Below are 20156 nucleotides of genomic sequence, written 5' to 3'. Positions count from 1 at the left end.
TATGCTATCTAAGGAAGGATACCCCACAATTGCACTCGTACTTACCGTTTCCATATTGGTTTGTGGATTCGCTTACTATTTTTTGAATCACTGGTTTACCTATGTGATTTATACTGGAATGGGGACTTTGAGTGCACTTACCATATTCTTCTTTCGGGATCCGGACCGCAATATACCTGACGATGAAAACCTGATTATTTCACCGGCCGATGGAAAAGTGGTGTTTGTAAAAGAAATAAATGAAGACGTGTACCTGAAGGATAAGGCTACCCAGATCAGTATTTTTCTATCCCCATTAAATGTTCATGTAAACCGAAATCCTGTTTCCGGATCGCTGGAGTACGTCAAGTATCATCCCGGGGAATACCTGATGGCGTGGACTGAACATGCTTCTGAACTTAATGAGAGGGCCGATTTTGGCGTTCTTCATCCTTCCAATACCAAAATCTTTTTCCGGCAAATCACCGGATTCCTGGCTCGAAGAATTGTGTATAACATCAAGGAAGGGGACGAGTTAAAAGTCGGAGAGCGATTTGGTATTATGAAATTCGGCTCGCGAATGGATGTGGTTGTACCCGGCAATGTTGAGGTTAAAGTGAAACCGGGTGATACAACTAAAGCCGGAGAATCAATCATAGGTGAGATAAAAGCGAAGAGTTCAGCTTAATTTCGCTTTTCCCATTTTTCCGGATTTTCACCCGTTCCAAAAACTGCCCGAATGTTTAACACCTTCCTTCTTTCGTCAATTGTAAAGTGAATCATGTGAGGAAATTTTAAGAGGAAGGCAGTGCACATCAGAATATCTCCTCTGGAAAAAGGGGAACGTCTTAAGTGTAGATATAAAATTGTCTAATTCATTTTCGAAGGTTCTCCCCAAACCAATCTCTATTTCTTCATAGTAATCAATTGCTGATTGTATATCCTCCAAAGCAGGAGGTTCTACAACAACCTCGAATTTCTCCACAACTAATCGTCTTTAAATCTAAGTTGCTTTCTGGCTTCCTCCCACGGAATTAATTCTTCAGGACTGGAATTCTTTATGCGCTCTCTGACAATTGCTTTGTGTTCCTCTGGAATTGCAAAATCTTCGTGTTGCTCTGCATCCAATCCCAACTGAGCAATCAGTTCCATAAAGAAATCCACTTTTTGGTCTGGTATTTTTACGGTTATCTCTTTCATAGTGTTCTTTTTATTTGATACCGGAATTATAATGAATATCTGCGAATTGAACAGATCAATTGAATGCTAAGAATTATAATGGTTTGAGATTGAACCTATAAATAACCGTATTTAATTCTTAATATTGAGCGCAATTAAATCTATTTATTAATGAAATATCCAATTCAGAAAAAATATCATTCTTTCAAGCAGCGCCGACAGCGGAGAAAAGAGCAAAAGCCGCCGGTGAACAAGAAGATCGCTGTTCCCAGCTTCTTTACCCTGATGAATCTCTTTAGTGGTTTCCTGGCAATCATTTCTATTTCGAACGGGGATTTTATACGAGGAGCGTGGCTAATCGCCCTTGCCGGTTTATTTGATGTTTTTGACGGATTGATGGCACGACTTGCCAACGCCACAAGCGATTTTGGAATTGAACTGGATTCCATCAGTGATATGGTTTCATTCGGAGTGGCTCCGGGCTTTTTAATTTACAGCTGGAGTTTACACGAACTGGGTTTTGTGGGAATCATGGTAAGCGCGTTGCCGCCACTTTGCGGAGCGGTTCGTTTGGCTCGTTTTAACGTAAATGCGCGACTCCATCCTCGACCAGATTTCTTTGTAGGATTACCCATCCCGGCCCAGGCCATTATCCTTGGTGCTTTCTTCCTGACCTTCAGAGACTCTATGGAATTGTTTTCCTTTCTTGAGAATGGTGTGAATTCGGTTCTGATCCCTTTTATAGTGGTTATTTCCTTTTTGATGGTAAGCACACTTCCTTTTGATAAAATTCCCCGGTTCGACCGTCAAACCATTAAAGAGCAAAAGGGAAAATTTGTACTATTCCTTGTCTACTTGGTACTGATTCTGGCATTCAAAGAGTACGGGCTCATGGCCGTCTTCACATTGTTTATGCTGAAGGGAATCATCGTTGGGGCTATTCAATTCTTTACCGATGATTACGGTCCGGCCGGAGTAGATGAATTTCAGGATTACAGCTGATTTTCAATCACTTCTTTGATGATAGCTGTTGCATTACCCTTGCCGAATACAGAAGAAGCGTTCGGATAATTATCTGATTGAAGCCATTCATTGGCTTCGCTAATAATGGTTTCCTGATCAGTGCCTACCAGTTTTCCTAAACCGGATTCAATCAGCTCCTGTCTTTCGGTTTCATTGCGGAGCACTAACACCGGTTTGCCAAGAGCAGAGGCTTCTTCCTGAATTCCACCGGAATCGGTCAGTATTAAATCTGCCCGGCGGAGCACATGCAAAAAGGTGAGGTAATCAAATGGACAGGTGCGTTTAAATCGCTCGTCTTTTATTTGAACTTGTTCGATTGCAGCCAGCACATTGGGGTTGGGGTGAGCCGGGAAAATAACTGTCAGATCTTCGTTTGACGCTAAAAGCTGTTTTACAGCCTTGAAAACATTCACCAAGGGCTTACCATGATTCTCTCTTCGGTGAGCCGTCAGCACCAGCAGCTTTTGGTTATAATTAATTTTAGTAAGAATGTCGGGGGTAGAATTAGTGAATGCTTCAGATTCGGTAATTATCTTCAAGGCATCAATCACCGTATTCCCAGTTACTGAAATCGCTTCCTCAGCAATGCCTTCCTTTAGTAAATTTTTCTTATTCAGTTCCGTTGGGGCAAAATGGAAGTGAGCCAAATGGGTTATTTGTCTCCGGTTCATTTCCTCGGGAAAAGGGTAGTAAGGGGTATGGCTGCGCAACCCGGCCTCTACATGAAGCACCGGAATTTTTTGATAGAATGAAGACAGGGCGGTAAGGTAAGAAGTCGTCGTGTCTCCCTGAACCATCACGAAATCAGGCTCATTCTCTTCAATTATTTCCTTCAATTTAGGAAGTAGGGATTGGGTCAGCTCAAATAAATCCTGATTCGGCTTCATGATATCGAGGTTGATATCCGGCTGAATGTCAAAAAGGGAAAGCATGGGATCCACAAGCTCTTTATGCTGGCCGGTATGCAGAATCGTTACATCCATACTTTCCCTGAGTTCAAGGATCACAGGGGCCAGTTTAATGACTTCAGGCCGGGTTCCGAATGCGATTAGAATCTTCTTCATTCCAAAACTCTTTTGTATTGATTAGCCGTTAATTCTGCTACCCGTTGCCAGGTATAATTTTCAAGAATGTGATTTTTCAGGGTATCAGAGGATTCTCTTTTCAAAGCTTCCTTTATTCCGTTTAATATGGACTTAGAAGAATCCGGATTTACAAACTCAGCGTATCCATCAAAGTAATCTTTGGTACCGCCTTTCTCGGTTATAACAATTCTCGAACCTGCCAGAGCCGCTTCCATGGCTGCAATTCCAGGTGTTTCGAACTGGGAGGGAAGCACAAAAACGCTGCTGGCAGCATACGCGGATGCTAGCAATTCAGAATCATGATCAAGAGTTTCGATCAGGGTGACATTGCCGGCTTCTGCTGCTAAAATTCTGCACTTTTCTCCGTATTCATCCTTGTAAAAAGAACCGATGATTACAACAGGAGCATCGAGGTCAGGAGCTACTTCAAGAAGCTTGATTACATTTTTTCTTTTGGCTCCGGCCTGACCGGCAAACAGTACGAAATCTTTCAATCCATAGGTATCAATAAATAACTGTGGCCGAGCCTCTGCGAATTTTTGTTCTACCCCATTTGGGATAATCTGAATTTGGCTCTCAGGAATTGAAAAACCATCCCGGATGAGATCAGCCTCAGCTGAGGTATTTGGTAAAACGAGATCTGATTTGCTGCATAATTCGGTTTTCACGCTAAAATCTGAACGGATTCCGGAGCCAAAAGCAGAGCTCAAACGCTCCATTTTCAGGGCTCTTTTGATAAAAGCAGCTTTCCTGTTGGAGAAGAAGACCGGAGAAAGGGCGAGGGGCAATCCCATTGCTTTAACCTGATCTACAATTCCCACATTTTCAATGGAAGCCCCGAACACATGAACCAGGTCAAGGTTCATGGCTTTCATATCATCCCATGGAGAAATCAATTTCGGTTCCACTCCAAAGGACATTATATGCTTAGTCGTCATTAAAGCCTGGGTTCTGAGTCCGCCATTGACGGCCGCTATACTCATGGGAGACACATAACCTACCTTCATAATCGCCCCCTGTTTTTCCAATCTATCAGTGATGTTTTAAGAAGATTCAAATCCCGCTTTCTCATTTCATGTACCTCTTCAGGCTGAGGAAGATAGGGCTTCGAAAACTTTAATTTTGTTGTTTTTGTGAGGTTGATGATATCCTCACTTGTAGATACCAGGTCAAACTCGGAATGGTTTATGGATACCTGAATCAACTTATCAGGATCGGAAGATTTTTCAATGGTTACTTTTCCATCATCTAAATAAGCTTCAAAGGTGAACCTTTCCCGTTCTTTCCAAAAACCAGCAAACTCTCCAAAAGTAAGATTTTCAAATTCGTGTATATCAGTGAGCTCCAGTAAATGGTCGATAACAGAAAGCCCGGGCTGTAAAGGGTGGTGATAGAACAAAGCCGGTTCAAACCGCGATAATTTATTTAATAACACATCCTCGAAATACCCTTTCATATCCTCAATGGAATATTTTCGCCGGTTCAGACTACCGGTACAAATAGGGTGAATGGGAACTTGAACGGGGAGTTGATCATCTACAGGGCGGAGCGGTAATCCATCATAACAAAAGGTAAACTCAGAGGTGTATTCAAAGCCGGAATTCTTCAGGGATTTTTCAAGTGCCGTGTTCCAGATACCATAAGGAGCACAAAAGCCGCTGAAATCAATATTAGCTTTTTCGAGACGCTTTTTCCCGGTTTGAATGTTCCGGTTAACCTTTTTGAAAGAATCTGAAGTACCGTGTTCATAGCCGTGAAGAGCAATTTCCTGGTTCTCATAGGTCTTGAGGTGAGAAAGCCAATCCTCATGTGCTTCTACATGTAAAAACCAGGTTGCCGATTTTTGGTGCTTACGAATCGTTGCATAAAGATTATCCATGGATTCTTTATCGCCAAAATCACTGTCAATCCGAAAACAAAAAACGGGTTTAGTTGTCGGGGAAGTCCATTTCTCGATGAAAGGCAAAGATCTTCGAAAGTGTAGCTCTTTCAGTATGGCTTTCAGCACTTCAGCGAGCTCGTGCTTGGATACTTTGCTGACAATTTCATCCGGATGTTCTCCATTCCTGCTAAAGAATCGTTTTCTCCTATAACCGGTTGTTTGTAACAGTTCAGCTACATCAACGCCCAAAAAAGCAATATTTGAATGATCTTCAGCAGGTAAATGAACCAGACCCTCCAGTAACTCACTATTCTTATGAAGCCTTAAACTGGCATGAACATCTACATGAGAAATATGAGATAAAAAGCCTTCACGATCATAATTTATGAGTGTATCTATATGGGATGACCGGGTATGTTTTTTCTCAAGGAAGACCAGATTGTCAGCTACTTCTAACAGGCTGCCATTGTTTTTTACAAAGGTTTTAAGGGCTGAACACTGAGCTTTATCAGGCTTCTTATTCAGAATAATAACACTGTACTCACGATGCAGTTCTAAATTGTAATTTACTTCTTCATACCACACCCCAAGCTGATTCAAGACAGCATCCCAGGCTGCATTTCTTTCCTGAATCCCTATACACAATCGCTGCTTCATCCCAGCACCTTTTTCTTTGCCCACTCAAATTGATCCGGCTTCAGTATGTCAAACTGATAGATGATAATAATAAAGATGACGGCAGCTATGGCGGCATTCAAAAGGGGCATAAGCGGGCTGAAAATGAAACCACAGAATAGCAGAACAGCTGCCGGGTAGCTGACCAACAGGGGCTTCAGGTAGTTTAAAGGAACTACTTTCCTGAACCAGAAGTAGGTAAACAAGGTAATAATCACCTCCGCAGCTGAAACAGAAATAGCTACCATTGTTGAATTTCCAAGAGCGGTAAAACTGAAAATGAGGATAGCCGAAATGGTTCCGCCAAAACAAGTGGCCAAAAAATATTCTTTGTCTTTATTAGTGGCTATCAAACCAAAAGAGAATAGGCTGTTTACGAACGTAGCGGCAATCATCACCGAAAGAATCTGGAGCAGAATCACACTCTCTGCGTATTGATCACCGTAGAGTATAGAAATGATTTGCTCAGCTCCAATCGCCGTTACCAGGGCTATGAGAGCCCCGCCTGCCGCTACTAATCGAAACACAGTATCTATCTTGATGTTGGCTTCGGCCCGATTCCTGCTCCAAAGGGATGAAAGATTTGGCAATAGCAAGTTCACAAAAACCCGGTCTATCATCATGGCAATGATTACTACTCGAAAGGCAGCTCCATATAAACCGGCATCACGAAGTGTTAATATCCCTCCAATTAAAATAGGGGGAAGTAAATGCACAATTTGAGCAAAGAACTTACCTAATCCCAAAATAGAGCTCGATTTGAGCAAGTCGGGATAGATTTGAACTCCCCTTGACGGAAGGGAAAAGGGCTTGTCCTTGATAGCAAATGTACCAAGCGTTAACGCGGCAATGGTCACACCAACGGTATAGAGTACCGGTACAAGGGTCACATCCTCAACCGATTGCACCATAAAAATGACAAGTACAAAATATATAAGCCCATTCAATATTTTAGACAAGGCGATTTTACCAAACTGTTGTTTCCCCGCATAAAACCACTCCATCAGTGCCATGTAGGGGATGATAGAGTAGAGGTATCCCAGAATGACCTGCTTCTCAATTTCCCCGGTGTTTATCATGGAAACGATGACCGTTGAGGCAATCAACACAACAATTCCAAGAAAGAGCTTCATCCTGAATATCTCTAATACACGGAAAATACGTTTTGAAGGTTCTTTGGCTGTTTCCCGCGTTCCGATACTGATAAGCCCCATATCAGAAACCCAGGTAGCGTAACCAAGGATTGAAAGAGCGACGGTTATCAGCCCATAGAACTCAGATCCCAAAGTACGGGCCAGGTAAATGGAGGTAAGGAATGAAAGTCCCCGCCCGGCGATATCACCAATGGCAATCCAAAACGCTTTTTCTTTCAGCTTAGCCATTTGCGGTTGCCTTTAAATGCTGTTCAAGCAATTGTTTCAGTTCACTCGGATTGGTGAATAACTCTACGTCCGACTCTTTTCCTTCTTCACTCAAACAGCCTAAATCCGGGGCTATTATCTGCTTTTCATAAGCTTTAGCCATATGATAACCGCCGGAGGAAAGGATTTCGCGATAATTGAAAGCACAAAGATCAGCTGCACTGTAAAACCAGGGTACCCGGCTTTCATCGATAAACTGCGGGATGATTTGAATTCGGGTACTTTGCTTCTGCTTTTCCTTTAATTCATCAAATAACTTCAGGTTGCCCTTTTTTACCGGTCCAACAACCAGAAGCTTACACTCAAAATCAAAATCTATAACTAAATCAGCTACTTTCTCTATCTGTTTATAACGGCTAATGTTACCGAACATCAGTATTACAGGGAGTTCCGGTCTTAGTTCACAACCATAGTGCTCATTCAGGTTTTGACGGGCAACAGATTTATCGATGGGTTCAGCCGGAAAAGACGGGTGGGGGATTAACTCAAATTTTTCTTTTGAAGCCTGCAGTCGTCCGCTCATAATGTTCATGGCTTTTTCGCAATGGACATGAAGTACATCCGACCAAGCCGCCATTTTCTTATGCAAAAAACGGTGCAATCCCAGGTATTTTTGATCATGGGGAAACTCATTATGTAATGTCCACACGATATTCCCGCCCAGCTTGTGGAATAAATAGATGCAGAACATCTTCCAGGGCATGCCAAGCAGGGACTTAAAATCCTGAAATTCAAGCCAGTGGTAGTGCAGAATAGCCTGACGGTTGGAAAGAATGCCGGCAACCAGTTTAAAGTGATTGAACACACTTATGGATTGAATATCATAATCAGAATCTTCAATCAGGTTTTTGTACAGCAGGTATAAATAATCAGACTTTTTATGCGAATACCGGATCAGAGGTACTACATAAACGGTGCGTGCATCATTATTAACCGATGCATAAACCTCCTTAAGAGAAGTTGCCTCCATAAATACCCTTATTAAAATTTGTACTGAATCCCAATGGAATGTACTGTTCCGTAGCCGGTATTGAAAGGAACCAATGCATAATTGAAGGTAATCTCGTCGGTTGAGAAGGCAGCCCCAAATGAAACCGGACGAACATTATTCTGGGTTTTATAGCCACCGCTGATTTCCAAAACGTCGGCTACATTAAATGAAAGTCCTAAATTAAAATAGGAGCCGGGGACCGTGTAATCGGCATAGTCTTTGTCTTCAGTTTCAACCAAAGGATAGACAAAATCAGCATATGCAGTTACCAAAACCGGCAAGTCATCGTTTTTTGGTGGGGTGAAGTTGAGGACATCTGCAGAAGTACCAACTTTAAAATTCGCAGGGAGAGGGGTGGAATTAATATTGAGCTTCTCCATTTCTCCCAAGTTCGTTACCGATGCCCCAAGCCTAACTTTGTCGTTAAATAATTCACTGGCCATTCCAAAATTAAAAGCATATCCATTAGCCTGGTAAGTGAAGTTCTCTTCGTTCAGATACTGAATTGCACCTCCCAATGCAAAGTATTTGAAATCATAAGCATAAGCCGCTGAGATGGAGATATATTGTATAGAGAACTCTCCATTAGGGGGACCCGGGTTATTTCGGGCTTCATAATCATCAGCTCCGGAGGTGTAAAAAGAAAAAGCTACCGCTCTTTGCCCATTTTTGAAGTTTACACCGCCAAAAATGTTATTCACATTAGCGATCCAGAAGGAATACCCTAAATCTATGGAAGAATAGTCGTTAAGGGATAGTAAAGCCGGATTGGAGAAAATAGAAGCTGACCCTTCGGATATGGAAGTGGTGGCTTCAGCTTTAGAAAGAGAATAAGGAGTTGGAGAAATGCTCAGCATCTCGAAGCCGCTTCCCTGAGCAAGGAGGGCAGAGCTGCTGATGAATAGAAAAAGGCTGAAGAATACGGTTTTCATAAATTCAGGCGTAAGGAAAATACATGCATGTTAGAAATTCGGTACGGTTCCATCACAAACGCATAGTCGATGGAAGGGGAAAATACGTCAAATGGCAGATGAATGGAAAAACCGCTACTCAAGGCCCAGCTATCCATATTCGAGGCTTCCGGCAGATTCCACCCGGCTCGGAGAGTAAAGCGTTCGTGAGCTTTCCATGAGCCGCCTAATCTAACTTGTGAAGAACTGGTGTTGATCGTTTCTGTGGTTGTGATGGTGGATGGAACCCCATTATCAATAAAAAACTCAGTAGTTTCTGTTTCGGAACTATAACTTTGCAGCTCGAAATCTGCAGATACGGTGAAAAGCTCTCTCTGATAGGCTAATCCCAATATAATCCGGGTTGGGAAGTCATTAACCAAATCGCGGGCCTGATCCAGGTTATACAAATTCTGGGCATTCCAGGAATAATTGGCAAACAGGTCTTTCACTGAAAAACCGATGTTCAGATATTCTCCGGCTCGATATAATGCCCCAAGATCCACACCTACTGTAAAGGCATTGTCAAGCTCGAAGTGATAATCGGCCATGCTAAACTTCAGGCCGACTCCCGCATTGAATTTTTCACTAAGCCGGATGCCAAAGTTACTGGTCAGTTGATATTCATTAAGCGTAAACAAACCGGTTGGATATCCGCTTACCGTTCGGCCGTCAATATCTTTTACTCCTGCTCGCATCAGATTAAACGAGATGCCGGCACTGGGGGGAAGTTGCAGATGTATGCCTGAACTCTGAAATACCCGGTCAAATTTAAGCGCTCCAACCGTAAGATCGGTCTGGCGGGTATCTAACGCTAATGCCGCTTGTGCGGGGTTATAGTAGGCGAAAGCTCCTTCTGATGTTACCGCGCTCATGGCGTTACTCATAGCCATTCCTCTTGCGCTATACCCAATCCGGTATGATGCTCCGGCAAAGCCACCGTTCTGAGCTAAAAGCGATGGCGAAATCAACCCAAACAAGAGGAGGAAAGCCGGGACTAAAGTTCTGTTGATATGTGTGAATCTATTCAGCATTAATCCACCACCAAAATTTTACCATTCTTGCGAGTACCGGGCGTCTCAATCACATATATATAAGCTCCGTTTGCAACTTTACGGCCTTTTCCGTCCACTCCGTCCCAAACGGCTTCATAAGTGCCGGGCGGGAAAGAAGCGTTTTCAATTTCCCGGACGAGATTCATCCCAAAATCAAAAACCCGGATGTTCACATTGCCCTGATTTTCTACTTCAAACTTGATGCGAACCAGTTCATGGACGGTCGGTGAAAATGGGTTGGGGTAGGCATAGGTGCTTACATCCCGTCCTTCATCGTGAACATTTCCGCCTTTTAGAGGGAAGTTAACCCGGGTGATTTCCCAGTTATCAAAAACCTGGTTGGCTGTGCAACATTCATGAGAGGCGAGTCCATCGCTTGTAGAGATCCAGATACGATTGGTTGTGGAAGTAGCTGAGTAAAAAACAGCGGTTGATTTAATGAAGGTATTCGGGCTTTTAATTTGGGGTGATTTTATCCAGGTATCTCCACCGTTAGGAGAAATAAATAAGCCATTTTCTCCGGTTGCAAACACGTATCCATCCTTAAAACCAATATCATTAATGCGTTCTCCAATAAGCATCTGGGTAAAGGTTTGGCCGCCATCATCGGTGTACACAAGTCCTTGATCTTCCACTCCGGATTCTATCACCCGGTTAGTCATCCATATTCTCCCGGTGCCCGGTTCTTCTTTAATCTCGATTACCCAATTTCCGATAAGTCCGTTGTTAGATCCATCAAATGTTATGTGCGACCAGCGAATACTATCCGTCGGGGCTGATAACGCATTATCCGATACATTCACTCCATTGCCAGTTCCAACCCAAACCCGGTTCTGAGAATCGATATACACCCCAAATACACGGAGATTCAATCCAAACTTACTTCTGGGGTCATAACGGTTAATCTGAGTGACGTCCCCGTTCGCTAATACAATATCCGAACTCCAGGTGTAATCATCATCCGGGGTCATCTCAGAAACATTGTCAGGAGGAAGGATAACCCGCTCCCAGGCATCACCAAAATCCCGACTTCGGATTAACCCGCCTCCGAAATTAGCTGAATAAACAACGTTATTCTGAAAATCTACTTCATAGGGCGGTGCTTGCTCAGGTACTGTAAAGCGAATACGATTGTAAGTAATCCCGCCGTAGGTAAACTGTAGATCACAATCCGGATCGTACTCACCGGCACTGGATGGTCGTTCAAAATCAGGGTCATCTGAGAAACATTTCGATGGAGGATCAGGGTCGAGGACAGGGGGCTCAAAACGCCATGAATCTCCACCATCCACTGAAAAATAGTATCCGAATGCGGTTTGGGGACTTCCTTCGGCTTCCGTATTCGTATAACCAAGACCTGCTAAAACGGTATCTTGTCCAAGCTCCAGCGAATACACACGTCCAATGCCATTGACTACGCTATCAGCGTTTTCAGGTGTGAACCATTCCGCGTTATTATTGATATTTCTATTCAGGGAAGGGCTGATCCAAACGGTATCACCGAAAGCTAATATAGTGCTAACTCCATTTACCCGAATAGTGTTGGTGGTTTCGCGGTCTGGATTCAGTGGACCATAAACCTGGGCCTGAATGGCAAATGGTAGGAATAGAGGAATAAGTACAGCAAGAAATTTCTTCATTTATTCGGTAATCCTGAATGTTGTTTGAACGGTGTCGCTTACCAAGCCACCTTTATCAATAGCATAATAATATAGGTCAAAGGTTTGAAGCTGACTTTCTGGATTTACCGGAAATGCTGCCGTATAAACGGAGTCACCGGCTGTAATATCCGCTCCGTTATCACCATCATCAAAAAGGGTAAATGGAGAACTATTAACCTCACCGGATGAACGATTAAATATCCGTACAAAAACTCCCTGAATAGTATCGTTTCCTTCTTCATCTGTGACTTTGGCGGTAAACCGATAAACATCGGTTCCAGAGGTTGGCCGCTGTACGGTTTCAGGATTGTTAGCTTCTAAAATCTCTGGTTTAATCTCAGAAAATCCGGTGATCTTAAGCGAAGCTGTAGCATAATTAAAATCGCTGGTTTCAGGATTCTGTACAATGGCATTCACTTTAAAATCCTGAAAGAAAGTAGTCTTGGTTTCAAAAGGTACCTCAAGAGTGAATTCACCATTAGTTGATGTTACTTCCATATCCTGTTGCAACTCTACCTGGCCGGAATTTCGGTCGGTAATAATTATTCTGGGGACTACACCTTCAGGTAGATTCTCTGTTTCTGCTGAAAAGGTAACTATCACTGTTGTATCCTTAACACCATCATCAGCTGATGTGAATTGCACATTCTGAGGCGAGACATTAAAGCTTTGGATTACCGGGCTTTCCTCAAATATATCTTTTGGTGAAGTGGTCGAATCACAAGAAAGAAACACAATGCTTGAACCAAGCAAAAGAGTAGTGTAGATGAATAGGTGCTTCAAAATAATTTTGCTGCTAAAAGATTATTTCTAATGGTAAGGATTCATGGTTCTTAAATCCAATACGGATTTAAACTTCATAAATTGTGGAACTTCGTATTGCATGTACTTTGCTATGCCGTTATATTCGACGCGTTATGAAAAAACAAATCGTTCAAATTAATGCTTGGTGGTGGCCTGTTGTTACAAATAGCAGTGGGTCTCGTATGTAGATTGAACGATAGATAAGAATGTAAGCAAACCCACTGTTCCCCCGGAATTGTGGGTTTTTTTATTTCTGAATGTTCGTAAACCGTTATTCGTGAATCGTTAATCGATCCGTGAAGTAAACGATTCACGAATAACGATTAACCAAACTAGATGAACAAAGATCAATTTATAGAGCTTAGTAAAAATTATACGGCCGTCCCGGTATATCGCAGATTGCTGGCCGATGTACTTACTCCGGTTTCACTTTTTATGAATATCCGGGAGGGGGCGGAATTCCCATTCTTACTGGAATCGGTAGAGGGCGGGGAGCAGCTTGCCCGCTATTCCTTTATTGGAAGAAATCCCTATCAAAAACTGAAGTTTGATGGAGAGCAGACCACTCTTGAGTCAGAAAGCTCAACTACGGAAATTGATCAGGGTTATTTCGACAAGCTCAGAGAACTAACAACTGCTTATACTGAACCCACACTTCCTGAACTTCCGCGGCTAAAGGGAGGGGCGGTTGGATTTTCTGCTTACGATACCTTTCGTCTGGTTGAAGATCTTCCCGATGTACCAGTTGATGACCTGAATCTGCCGGAAGCTATCTGGGCTTTTTATGATGAGATTTTCGCTTTTGATCATGTGAAGCACCAGGTAGTGTTAATAAAAACAGTTTTTGTAGATGAAGAAAAAGACATCGATGAAGCCTACCGGAAAGCCCAGCGAGCTCTTGATGAAATGGAAGCAGCGGCCCTGAATTCCAATTATCAAAACCGTTCATTCAGTATTGATACCGAGTCGCTGACCAGCAATATGGATCAGGATTATTTCGAAGATATTGTTGACAAGGCTAAAGAGCACATTTATGAAGGTGATATCTTCCAGGTAGTACTTTCTCAACGGTTTGAAGCCGATATGAGCGGTGATCCTTTTATGCTGTATCGGGCATTAAGAATGGTAAATCCATCTCCGTATCTATTCTATCTGGATTTTGAGGATTTTCAACTGGTGGGTTCTTCCCCGGAAGTATTGGTTCGGGTTCAGGAAGGAGAAACACGGGTATTGCCCATTGCAGGAACCCGGCCGCGGGGTAAAACACATGAAGAAGATCTTGCTCTCGAAGAAGATTTAAAAAACGATCCCAAAGAAGTGGCAGAACACATTATGCTTGTGGATCTGGGACGTAATGACCTTTCACGCGTTTGCAAAGCTGGAACGGTTAAGATGGAACGAAATCAGGTTATCGAGCGATATTCACACGTAATGCATATTGTAAGTGATGTAGTTGGTGAACTTCGAGAAGCTCAAACGTCGGTAGATGCACTTATGCAATGTTTCCCGGCCGGAACAGTAAGCGGAGCTCCAAAAATACGAGCCATGGAAATCATCGACGAACTGGAAACGACCAAGCGTGGAATATACGCCGGTGCGGTTGGTTATTTCGATTTTTCCGGAAACATGGATACTTGTATTGCCATCCGCACCATGGTGGTAACCGATAACAAAGCCTATATTCAGGCCGGTGCGGGGATTGTGGCCGACAGTAATCCCACCAAAGAATTTGAAGAAACACAGAACAAAGCGGGCGCACTCATACTGGCACTCAGCGTAGCTTTAGATATTCAATAACACAGTTTATGAGCGACACAAAAACAATTTTATCAGGAATTCAGCCTTCAGGAAAGCTTCATATCGGAAACTATTTCGGGGCGATCCGTCAGCATATAGCTATGCAGAAGGAGGGAGAAGCCTTTTACTTTATCGCTAATTACCATTCGCTGACTTCATTGAACGATGGAGAACAGCTTCGCCAAAATACAATTGATGTAACACTTGATTACCTGGCATTGGGATTAGATCCCAACAAAGCGACCTTCTTTGCCCAGTCTGATGTGCCGCAAGTCACGGAACTGGCCTGGATACTCGGAACTTTGACTCCTGTGTCTCTCATGGAGAAAGGAGTTTCCTATAAAGATAAAATCGCCGCCGGACTCAACCCGAACATCGGCTTATTCACATACCCGATCTTGCAGGCAGCTGATATCCTTATTTATCACTCCGATATAGTCCCTGTAGGGGAAGATCAAAAGCAGAATATTGAGATTAGCCGCGATCTTGCCGGAAAATTTAATCATATGTATAGTGGTGAATACCTCAAACTGCCGGAAGAACACATTGTGAAATCAGTGGCTGTTGTTCCCGGAATTGATGGTCGCAAAATGAGTAAAAGCTACAATAATACCATCGATATATTTGCGGAAGGAAAGGCCCTGAAGAAGCGGGTCATGTCTATTGAAACAGATTCAACACCGCTTGAAGATCCCAAAGATCCTGAAAGTGATAATGTGTTTGCCCTCATCAAACTGTTTGCCGATAAAGACACTCAAGACGAGATAGCAGCCAAATATAAAGCCGGTGGATATGGCTACGGTCATGCTAAGAAGGAACTACTTGGAATGATTGAGGAGTATTTTGAAGAAGCACGCGAGAAACGACACGAACTGGCAAAAGACCTGGATTATGTACACGATGTATTAAGAGAAGGGGGTAAAAAGGCCAGAGAACGAGCAGAATCTGTAATGGAACCCATAAGAGAAGTAACCGGAATCGTGCGGCACTTTTAAAAGAATGGAACACGGATAATGCTGATAGAATGGATGGTCGATGATTTATTATTATTCGAAGAAAATTCGTCACAACCCTGACTTATGAATGCTATTCCAGCATGTTTAACATCTGAAAAATCTTTAAATCCTATGAATCTGTGATCCTTATTATTGACAACTACGACTCCTTCACTTACAACCTGGTACATCTGGTTGCAGCTGAAACCGATAATTATAAAGTCATTCGAAATGATGCGATGACGCTGGATGAGATCAGGGCTTTGAAGCCTTCTAAGATCCTCATTTCTCCCGGCCCGGGGCGTCCGCATGAAGCGGGAATCACCGAAGAAATTATCCGTGAGATGGGGAAGCAAACCCCTGTATTAGGAGTTTGCCTCGGACACCAGGCTATTGGAGAAGTGTTTGGGGCTAAAGTTACTCACGCCCCTAAACTCATGCACGGCAAAGTTTCAAAAGTATCACATAACGGGGAGTTTATATTTGAAGGAACGGAAAAAGACTTCACAGCTACCCGGTATCATTCCCTGGTGTTAGATCCGGATAGTATCCCGGATGTACTTGAAATCACAGCTCATTCTGATGACGGAGTAATTCAAGGTATTCGCCATAAAGAGTATCCCATCCAGGGGATCCAATTTCACCCGGAAAGCATTCTTACTACCGAAGGACCTAAATTAATTCAAAACTGGTTGCGACAATAATGGATTTCAAAAGTATTCTCTACAAACTTTCATTTTCTGAAGACCTCTCCCAAATTGAGGCTGAAACAGCGCTGAACCTGATCATGTCGGGCGAGGTCTCTGAAGAACAAATTGCCGGTTTCCTTACAGCTATGCGGTTGAAAGGAGAAACGGTAGAAGAACTAACCGCTTTTGTTAAAGTGATGCGCTCCAAAGCCGTTAAAGTAGATGTGGATGTTAAGGGAGCTATCGATCTTGTCGGAACCGGGGGAGACCAATCGGGCACCTTCAATATATCCACTGCAGCATCCTTTATTACGGCTGCTGCGGGTGTGCCTGTAATTAAACATGGAAACCGTAGCGCATCCAGTAAATGCGGTTCTGCTGATGTTTTAGAACATTTAGGCGCCTCTATTGAGCTCGGTAAAGAAGGAGTGGAGCAGGTTTTTGATGAAGTGGGAATGGCTTTCATGTTTGCCCCGATGTTTCATCCAGCCATGAAGTATGTGATGCCGACACGCCGTGAACTTGGCTTCCGGACGTTTTTTAACATTCTCGGACCTATGGTTAATCCGGCCGAAGTTCAGCGATATGTAATCGGTGCTTTCAGTAAAGAAGTAGCCGAAAAAATGGTTCACATCCTTGCCAATCTTGATACAGACTTTGCTTACACGTTCAATGCTCATGATGGACTTGATGAAGTGAGCCTGACTTCACAATCCGAGATCTTTGAGCTGAAAGATAAAGTAGTCTCAACATCCATTTTGTTTGACCCTGAATCCATTGGATTTAAGAAAGTGGAGATGGATGACTTGATGGGCGGCGGCAAGAAAGAAAATGCAGAGATACTAACGAGTATAATGGCAAATAAAGCGACCGAAGCTCAGCAAAATATCGCTCTGTTAAATGCCACATTTGCTATACAGGCATCAGGAAAGGTTGATAAATTGGAAGAAGCTAAGGAATTGGCTGTTGAAGCACTTGAATCCGGCAAAGCCCGTAAGATGCTGAATGACTTTATTGATGCCACCAACGATGCAATGGGGACGTTTAAATACTGATTTATGAGCAACATTCTTGATCAAATAGTCGAAAAGACGGCCGAAGATTTAGCCAAACGAAAGAAGAAGGTTTCGTTTAACGACTTCAATTCCTTTGAGGGTTTCGAGAAGGAGAGCATTTCCTTCAAAGGCGCACTGAGAGACAACGAGTCTGTTTCTATCATTTCAGAAGTAAAGAAAGCCTCTCCATCTAAAGGAATTATCCGCCCCGATTTTGATCCGGTTGACATCGCACTTCGTTACGAGGAGGGAGGCGCATCAGCTATTTCCGTATTGACTGATCAGCCTTTTTTTAAGGGCGACTTGAAATACCTGGAGGCGATATCAAAAAGAGTTAAGCTTCCATTATTGAGAAAAGACTTCATCATTGATCCCTATCAGATGAAAGAGGCAAAAGCATACGGAGCAGATGCGGCCTTAATAATAGTTGCCATTACAGAGGGATCTCAACTGGATGAATTGTTGCATGCCGCCCGGGAATTTGAATTGGATGCCCTGGTTGAATGTTATGATCAGGAAGACTTCAATCGAATTAATTTCGAATTGGTTGATATACTGGGCGTAAACAATCGTGATCTTAAGAATTTTGAGGTGGATGTGCATCGTGGCATCGGAATTCTTCAACAAGCACCGGAAGGAACGGTTTTGGTTTCCGAAAGCGGGTTATCATCCGGAAAAGATCTGGCTTTATTGCAACAAGAAGGAATCCATTCTGCTCTGATAGGTGAGTATTTTATGAGACAAGACGACCCCGGCCAGGCAGTAAAAGATTTAATAGAACAGACCAAAGAAGAATTTGAACGATTACAAAAAGAAAAAGAAGATGTAGAACATGGATGATGCAGATGCTGCTTCCCTGAATCAGCGATTACCCTTTGCATCCGTATTATCCCTGTTCCATCAACAATGTGTATGACAGAACAAAACCAAAGAACAAGAATTAAGATTTGCGGGATTACGAACCTTGAAGACGCACGGTTTGCAGCCGGAGCTTTGGTGGATTACCTGGGTTTTATCTTTTATGAGAACAGTCCCCGGTATATTGAACCCGGAGAAGCCGGAGCTGTCATTAATTGGCTGGAAGGTCCTGAGAAAGTCGGGGTTTTTGTGAACCAGCCTTTAGATGACGTTAACCGAATAGCCAAAGAAACCGGGCTGGATTATGTTCAGCTTCATGGAGATGAATCGGTTGAGTACTGTGAACTGGTGGAAAAGCCCATTATAAAAGTGATTCATATTCAGCAGGAAACGGTTCCTTATTTACTGAAACATCAAATTGATCAGTATTCTGAAGTGGCCGACTTTCTTCTTTTTGATACAAAAATTGATGGACTTTGGGGCGGAACCGGGAAATCATTTGACTGGGATATGCTGAATGAAGCTGATATCGATATACCGTTTTTCCTCTCCGGTGGATTGAATGCAGAAAATATTCATGAAGCAATCAATACGGTTCAGCCTTATGCTGTGGATATATCAAGCAGCCTGGAACAGAAACCAGGACTTAAAGATTTTGAAAAAATTGAAGCCTTCATGGATCAAATGAGAGCTTTGGAAGCAAATTAACAGAACACGGATTAAGCGGGTTGACAGGACCTGTTTTATCCGTGTTAGTACTCAATGATGATATTATGAGCACAAAAACTAAGACAAAGAAATATACCTTTCCCGATGAACGTGGATATTACGGCAAATTTGGCGGTAAATTTGTGCCGGAAATTCTAATTCCTGCCATTCAGGAGCTGGAAGCCGAATTCCAGAAGGCTAAAAACGACGAGACTTTTCAAAAAGAATTTAAATCGTTATTGGATGAATATGTCGGACGGCCTACCAAGTTAACCTTTGCGAATCGCTTAACCGAACATTACGGTAAGGGCAAAATCTATCTGAAACGAGAGGATCTGTGTCATACCGGAGCCCACAAAATTAACAATGCGATTGGACAGGTTTTATTAGCTCGACGAATGGGCAAAAAGCGAATCATAGCTGAGACAGGTGCCGGCCAGCATGGAGTAGCTACAGCCACGGCATGCGCGAAATTTGGGCTCGAATGTGTGGTGTACATGGGAGAGGAAGACATGGTTCGCCAGAAATTGAATGTAGATCGTATGACTCTGCTCGGTGCAGAAGTCAGAGGAGTAAGCAGTGGCTCAAAAACCCTGAAAGATGCCACCAATGAAGCTATTCGTGATTGGGTAACCAATGTAGATACCACTTTTTATATCATAGGATCGGTAGTTGGCCCTCATCCTTACCCCATGATGGTACGCTATTTTCATGAGGTTATCGGACGGGAAACCAAGAATCAGATTCATAAATATGAAGGGCGAAATCCGGACCACCTGGTTGCCTGTGTAGGTGGCGGGTCGAACGCCATTGGCTTCTTCTATCCATTTATTGATGACGAGGATGTAAACATTATAGGAATAGAAGCGGCCGGTTTCGGTGTTGACTCCGGCCAAACAGCTGCAACTATGAGTAAAGGAACACCGGGCATTTTGCATGGTTCGCTGAGCTACTTACTACAAAGTGAGGAGGGCCAGATTGAGCTGGCTCATTCTATCAGTGCCGGACTGGATTACCCGGGTGTAGGGCCTGAACATGCGCATTTAAAAGATCTCGGAAGGGTGAACTATCATGCTGTCACGGACGATGAAGCCATGGATGCCGTGAAATTGCTTTCGAAAACCGAAGGAATTATCCCGGCTCTGGAAACCGCTCACGCTTTTGCATGGCTGGAAAAGCTAATGCCGGAAACATCGAAAGACGATATTATAATTTTGAATTGCTCCGGCCGTGGCGATAAAGACATGGGCACGATTTCGGAATTCATCCGCGAGAAGAAAAATTGAATCGAACACGGGTGATACCGATTAAATGGATTCTCACAGATTTACTAACCATCGATCAGTGCA

At 43.1% G+C, this 20156-nt stretch carries 19 protein-coding genes; 9 read left to right on the top strand and 10 right to left on the bottom strand.

Going from position 1 to position 20156, the window contains the following annotated elements; translation table 11 throughout:
* The first annotated feature begins 1 nt into the window (after position 1).
* Entirely contained in the window at positions 2-667 is a 666-nt protein-coding gene (locus JJ941_RS05195; protein ID WP_290962597.1) for a phosphatidylserine decarboxylase family protein, read from the top strand.
* Between the two features lie 299 nt (positions 668-966).
* Here JJ941_RS05195 and JJ941_RS05190 read toward each other — a convergent pair whose 3' ends face one another.
* On the bottom strand, positions 967-1179 hold the full coding sequence (locus tag JJ941_RS05190) for a hypothetical protein (protein WP_290962596.1): 213 nt from the start codon (positions 1177-1179) through the stop codon (positions 967-969).
* Positions 1180-1329: 150 nt separating this feature from the next.
* Here JJ941_RS05190 and pssA point away from each other — a divergent pair, with 150 nt between their 5' ends.
* A complete protein-coding gene (pssA, locus tag JJ941_RS05185; RefSeq protein WP_290962595.1) occupies positions 1330-2160 on the top strand; it encodes a CDP-diacylglycerol--serine O-phosphatidyltransferase in 831 nt (276 codons plus the stop codon).
* Here the strand turns inward: pssA and wecB are convergent.
* The 9 genes from wecB to JJ941_RS05140 are packed head-to-tail and all read right to left on the bottom strand — an operon-like array spanning position 2151 to position 12684.
* Entirely contained in the window at positions 2151-3245 is a 1095-nt protein-coding gene (gene wecB / locus JJ941_RS05180) for a UDP-N-acetylglucosamine 2-epimerase (non-hydrolyzing) (RefSeq protein ID WP_290962594.1), read from the bottom strand. The two genes, pssA and wecB, sit on opposite strands and share 10 nt — an antisense overlap.
* A complete protein-coding gene (locus JJ941_RS05175) occupies positions 3242-4273 on the bottom strand; it encodes a glycosyltransferase (protein ID WP_290962593.1) in 1032 nt (343 codons plus the stop codon). Before JJ941_RS05175 ends, wecB begins: the two co-directional genes overlap by 4 nt.
* Entirely contained in the window at positions 4270-5805 is a 1536-nt protein-coding gene (locus JJ941_RS05170) for a polysaccharide deacetylase family protein (protein WP_290962592.1), read from the bottom strand. The genes JJ941_RS05175 and JJ941_RS05170 overlap by 4 nt, the downstream gene beginning before the upstream one ends.
* A complete protein-coding gene (locus tag JJ941_RS05165) occupies positions 5802-7205 on the bottom strand; it encodes an oligosaccharide flippase family protein (protein WP_290962591.1) in 1404 nt (467 codons plus the stop codon). The genes JJ941_RS05170 and JJ941_RS05165 overlap by 4 nt, the downstream gene beginning before the upstream one ends.
* Entirely contained in the window at positions 7198-8214 is a 1017-nt protein-coding gene (locus tag JJ941_RS05160) for a hypothetical protein (protein WP_290962590.1), read from the bottom strand. Before JJ941_RS05160 ends, JJ941_RS05165 begins: the two co-directional genes overlap by 8 nt.
* Before the next feature lie 11 nt (positions 8215-8225).
* On the bottom strand, positions 8226-9167 hold the full coding sequence (locus tag JJ941_RS05155) for a PorV/PorQ family protein (protein WP_290962589.1): 942 nt from the start codon (positions 9165-9167) through the stop codon (positions 8226-8228).
* The gene (locus JJ941_RS05150; RefSeq protein WP_290962588.1) at positions 9164-10219 is read right to left on the bottom strand and encodes a hypothetical protein; all 1056 of its coding nucleotides are present in this window, start codon (positions 10217-10219) and stop codon (positions 9164-9166) included. The genes JJ941_RS05155 and JJ941_RS05150 overlap by 4 nt, the downstream gene beginning before the upstream one ends.
* On the bottom strand, positions 10219-11880 hold the full coding sequence (locus tag JJ941_RS05145) for a FlgD immunoglobulin-like domain containing protein (protein ID WP_290962587.1): 1662 nt from the start codon (positions 11878-11880) through the stop codon (positions 10219-10221). The genes JJ941_RS05150 and JJ941_RS05145 overlap by 1 nt, the downstream gene beginning before the upstream one ends.
* A complete protein-coding gene (locus JJ941_RS05140) occupies positions 11881-12684 on the bottom strand; it encodes a hypothetical protein (RefSeq protein ID WP_290962586.1) in 804 nt (267 codons plus the stop codon).
* A gap of 357 nt (positions 12685-13041) precedes the next feature.
* Here JJ941_RS05140 and trpE point away from each other — a divergent pair, with 357 nt between their 5' ends.
* The 7 genes from trpE to trpB all read left to right on the top strand — a co-directional run bounded on the left by trpE (position 13042) and on the right by trpB (position 20093).
* Entirely contained in the window at positions 13042-14502 is a 1461-nt protein-coding gene (gene trpE, locus JJ941_RS05135; protein ID WP_290962585.1) for an anthranilate synthase component I, read from the top strand.
* 8 nt (positions 14503-14510) lie between these two features.
* Positions 14511-15497, top strand: a complete 987-nt coding sequence (gene trpS / locus JJ941_RS05130; RefSeq protein WP_290962584.1) for a tryptophan--tRNA ligase — start codon at positions 14511-14513, stop codon at positions 15495-15497.
* Positions 15498-15637: 140 nt separating this feature from the next.
* Entirely contained in the window at positions 15638-16201 is a 564-nt protein-coding gene (locus JJ941_RS05125; RefSeq protein ID WP_290962583.1) for an aminodeoxychorismate/anthranilate synthase component II, read from the top strand.
* Complete coding sequence (trpD, locus tag JJ941_RS05120) at positions 16201-17241, top strand: anthranilate phosphoribosyltransferase (protein ID WP_290962582.1); 1041 nt, start codon at positions 16201-16203, stop codon at positions 17239-17241. Before JJ941_RS05125 ends, trpD begins: the two co-directional genes overlap by 1 nt.
* 3 nt (positions 17242-17244) lie before the next feature.
* Positions 17245-18081, top strand: coding sequence for an indole-3-glycerol phosphate synthase TrpC (gene trpC / locus JJ941_RS05115; protein ID WP_290962581.1), 837 nt, complete (start codon positions 17245-17247; stop codon positions 18079-18081).
* Positions 18082-18153: 72 nt separating this feature from the next.
* Positions 18154-18807 (top strand): phosphoribosylanthranilate isomerase, encoded by a 654-nt coding sequence (locus JJ941_RS05110; protein WP_290962580.1) that lies wholly within the window; start codon positions 18154-18156, stop codon positions 18805-18807.
* Between the two features lie 65 nt (positions 18808-18872).
* The gene (trpB, locus tag JJ941_RS05105) at positions 18873-20093 is read left to right on the top strand and encodes a tryptophan synthase subunit beta (RefSeq protein ID WP_290962579.1); all 1221 of its coding nucleotides are present in this window, start codon (positions 18873-18875) and stop codon (positions 20091-20093) included.
* The last annotated feature ends 63 nt before the right edge of the window (positions 20094-20156 follow it).

Origin of the sequence: Gracilimonas sp. (assembly GCF_017641085.1) — a bacterium.
Lineage (GTDB): Bacteria > Bacteroidota > Rhodothermia > Balneolales > Balneolaceae > Gracilimonas.
Note: the sequence above shows the minus strand (reverse complement) of the source record. Positions and strands in the feature narration are given on the sequence as shown.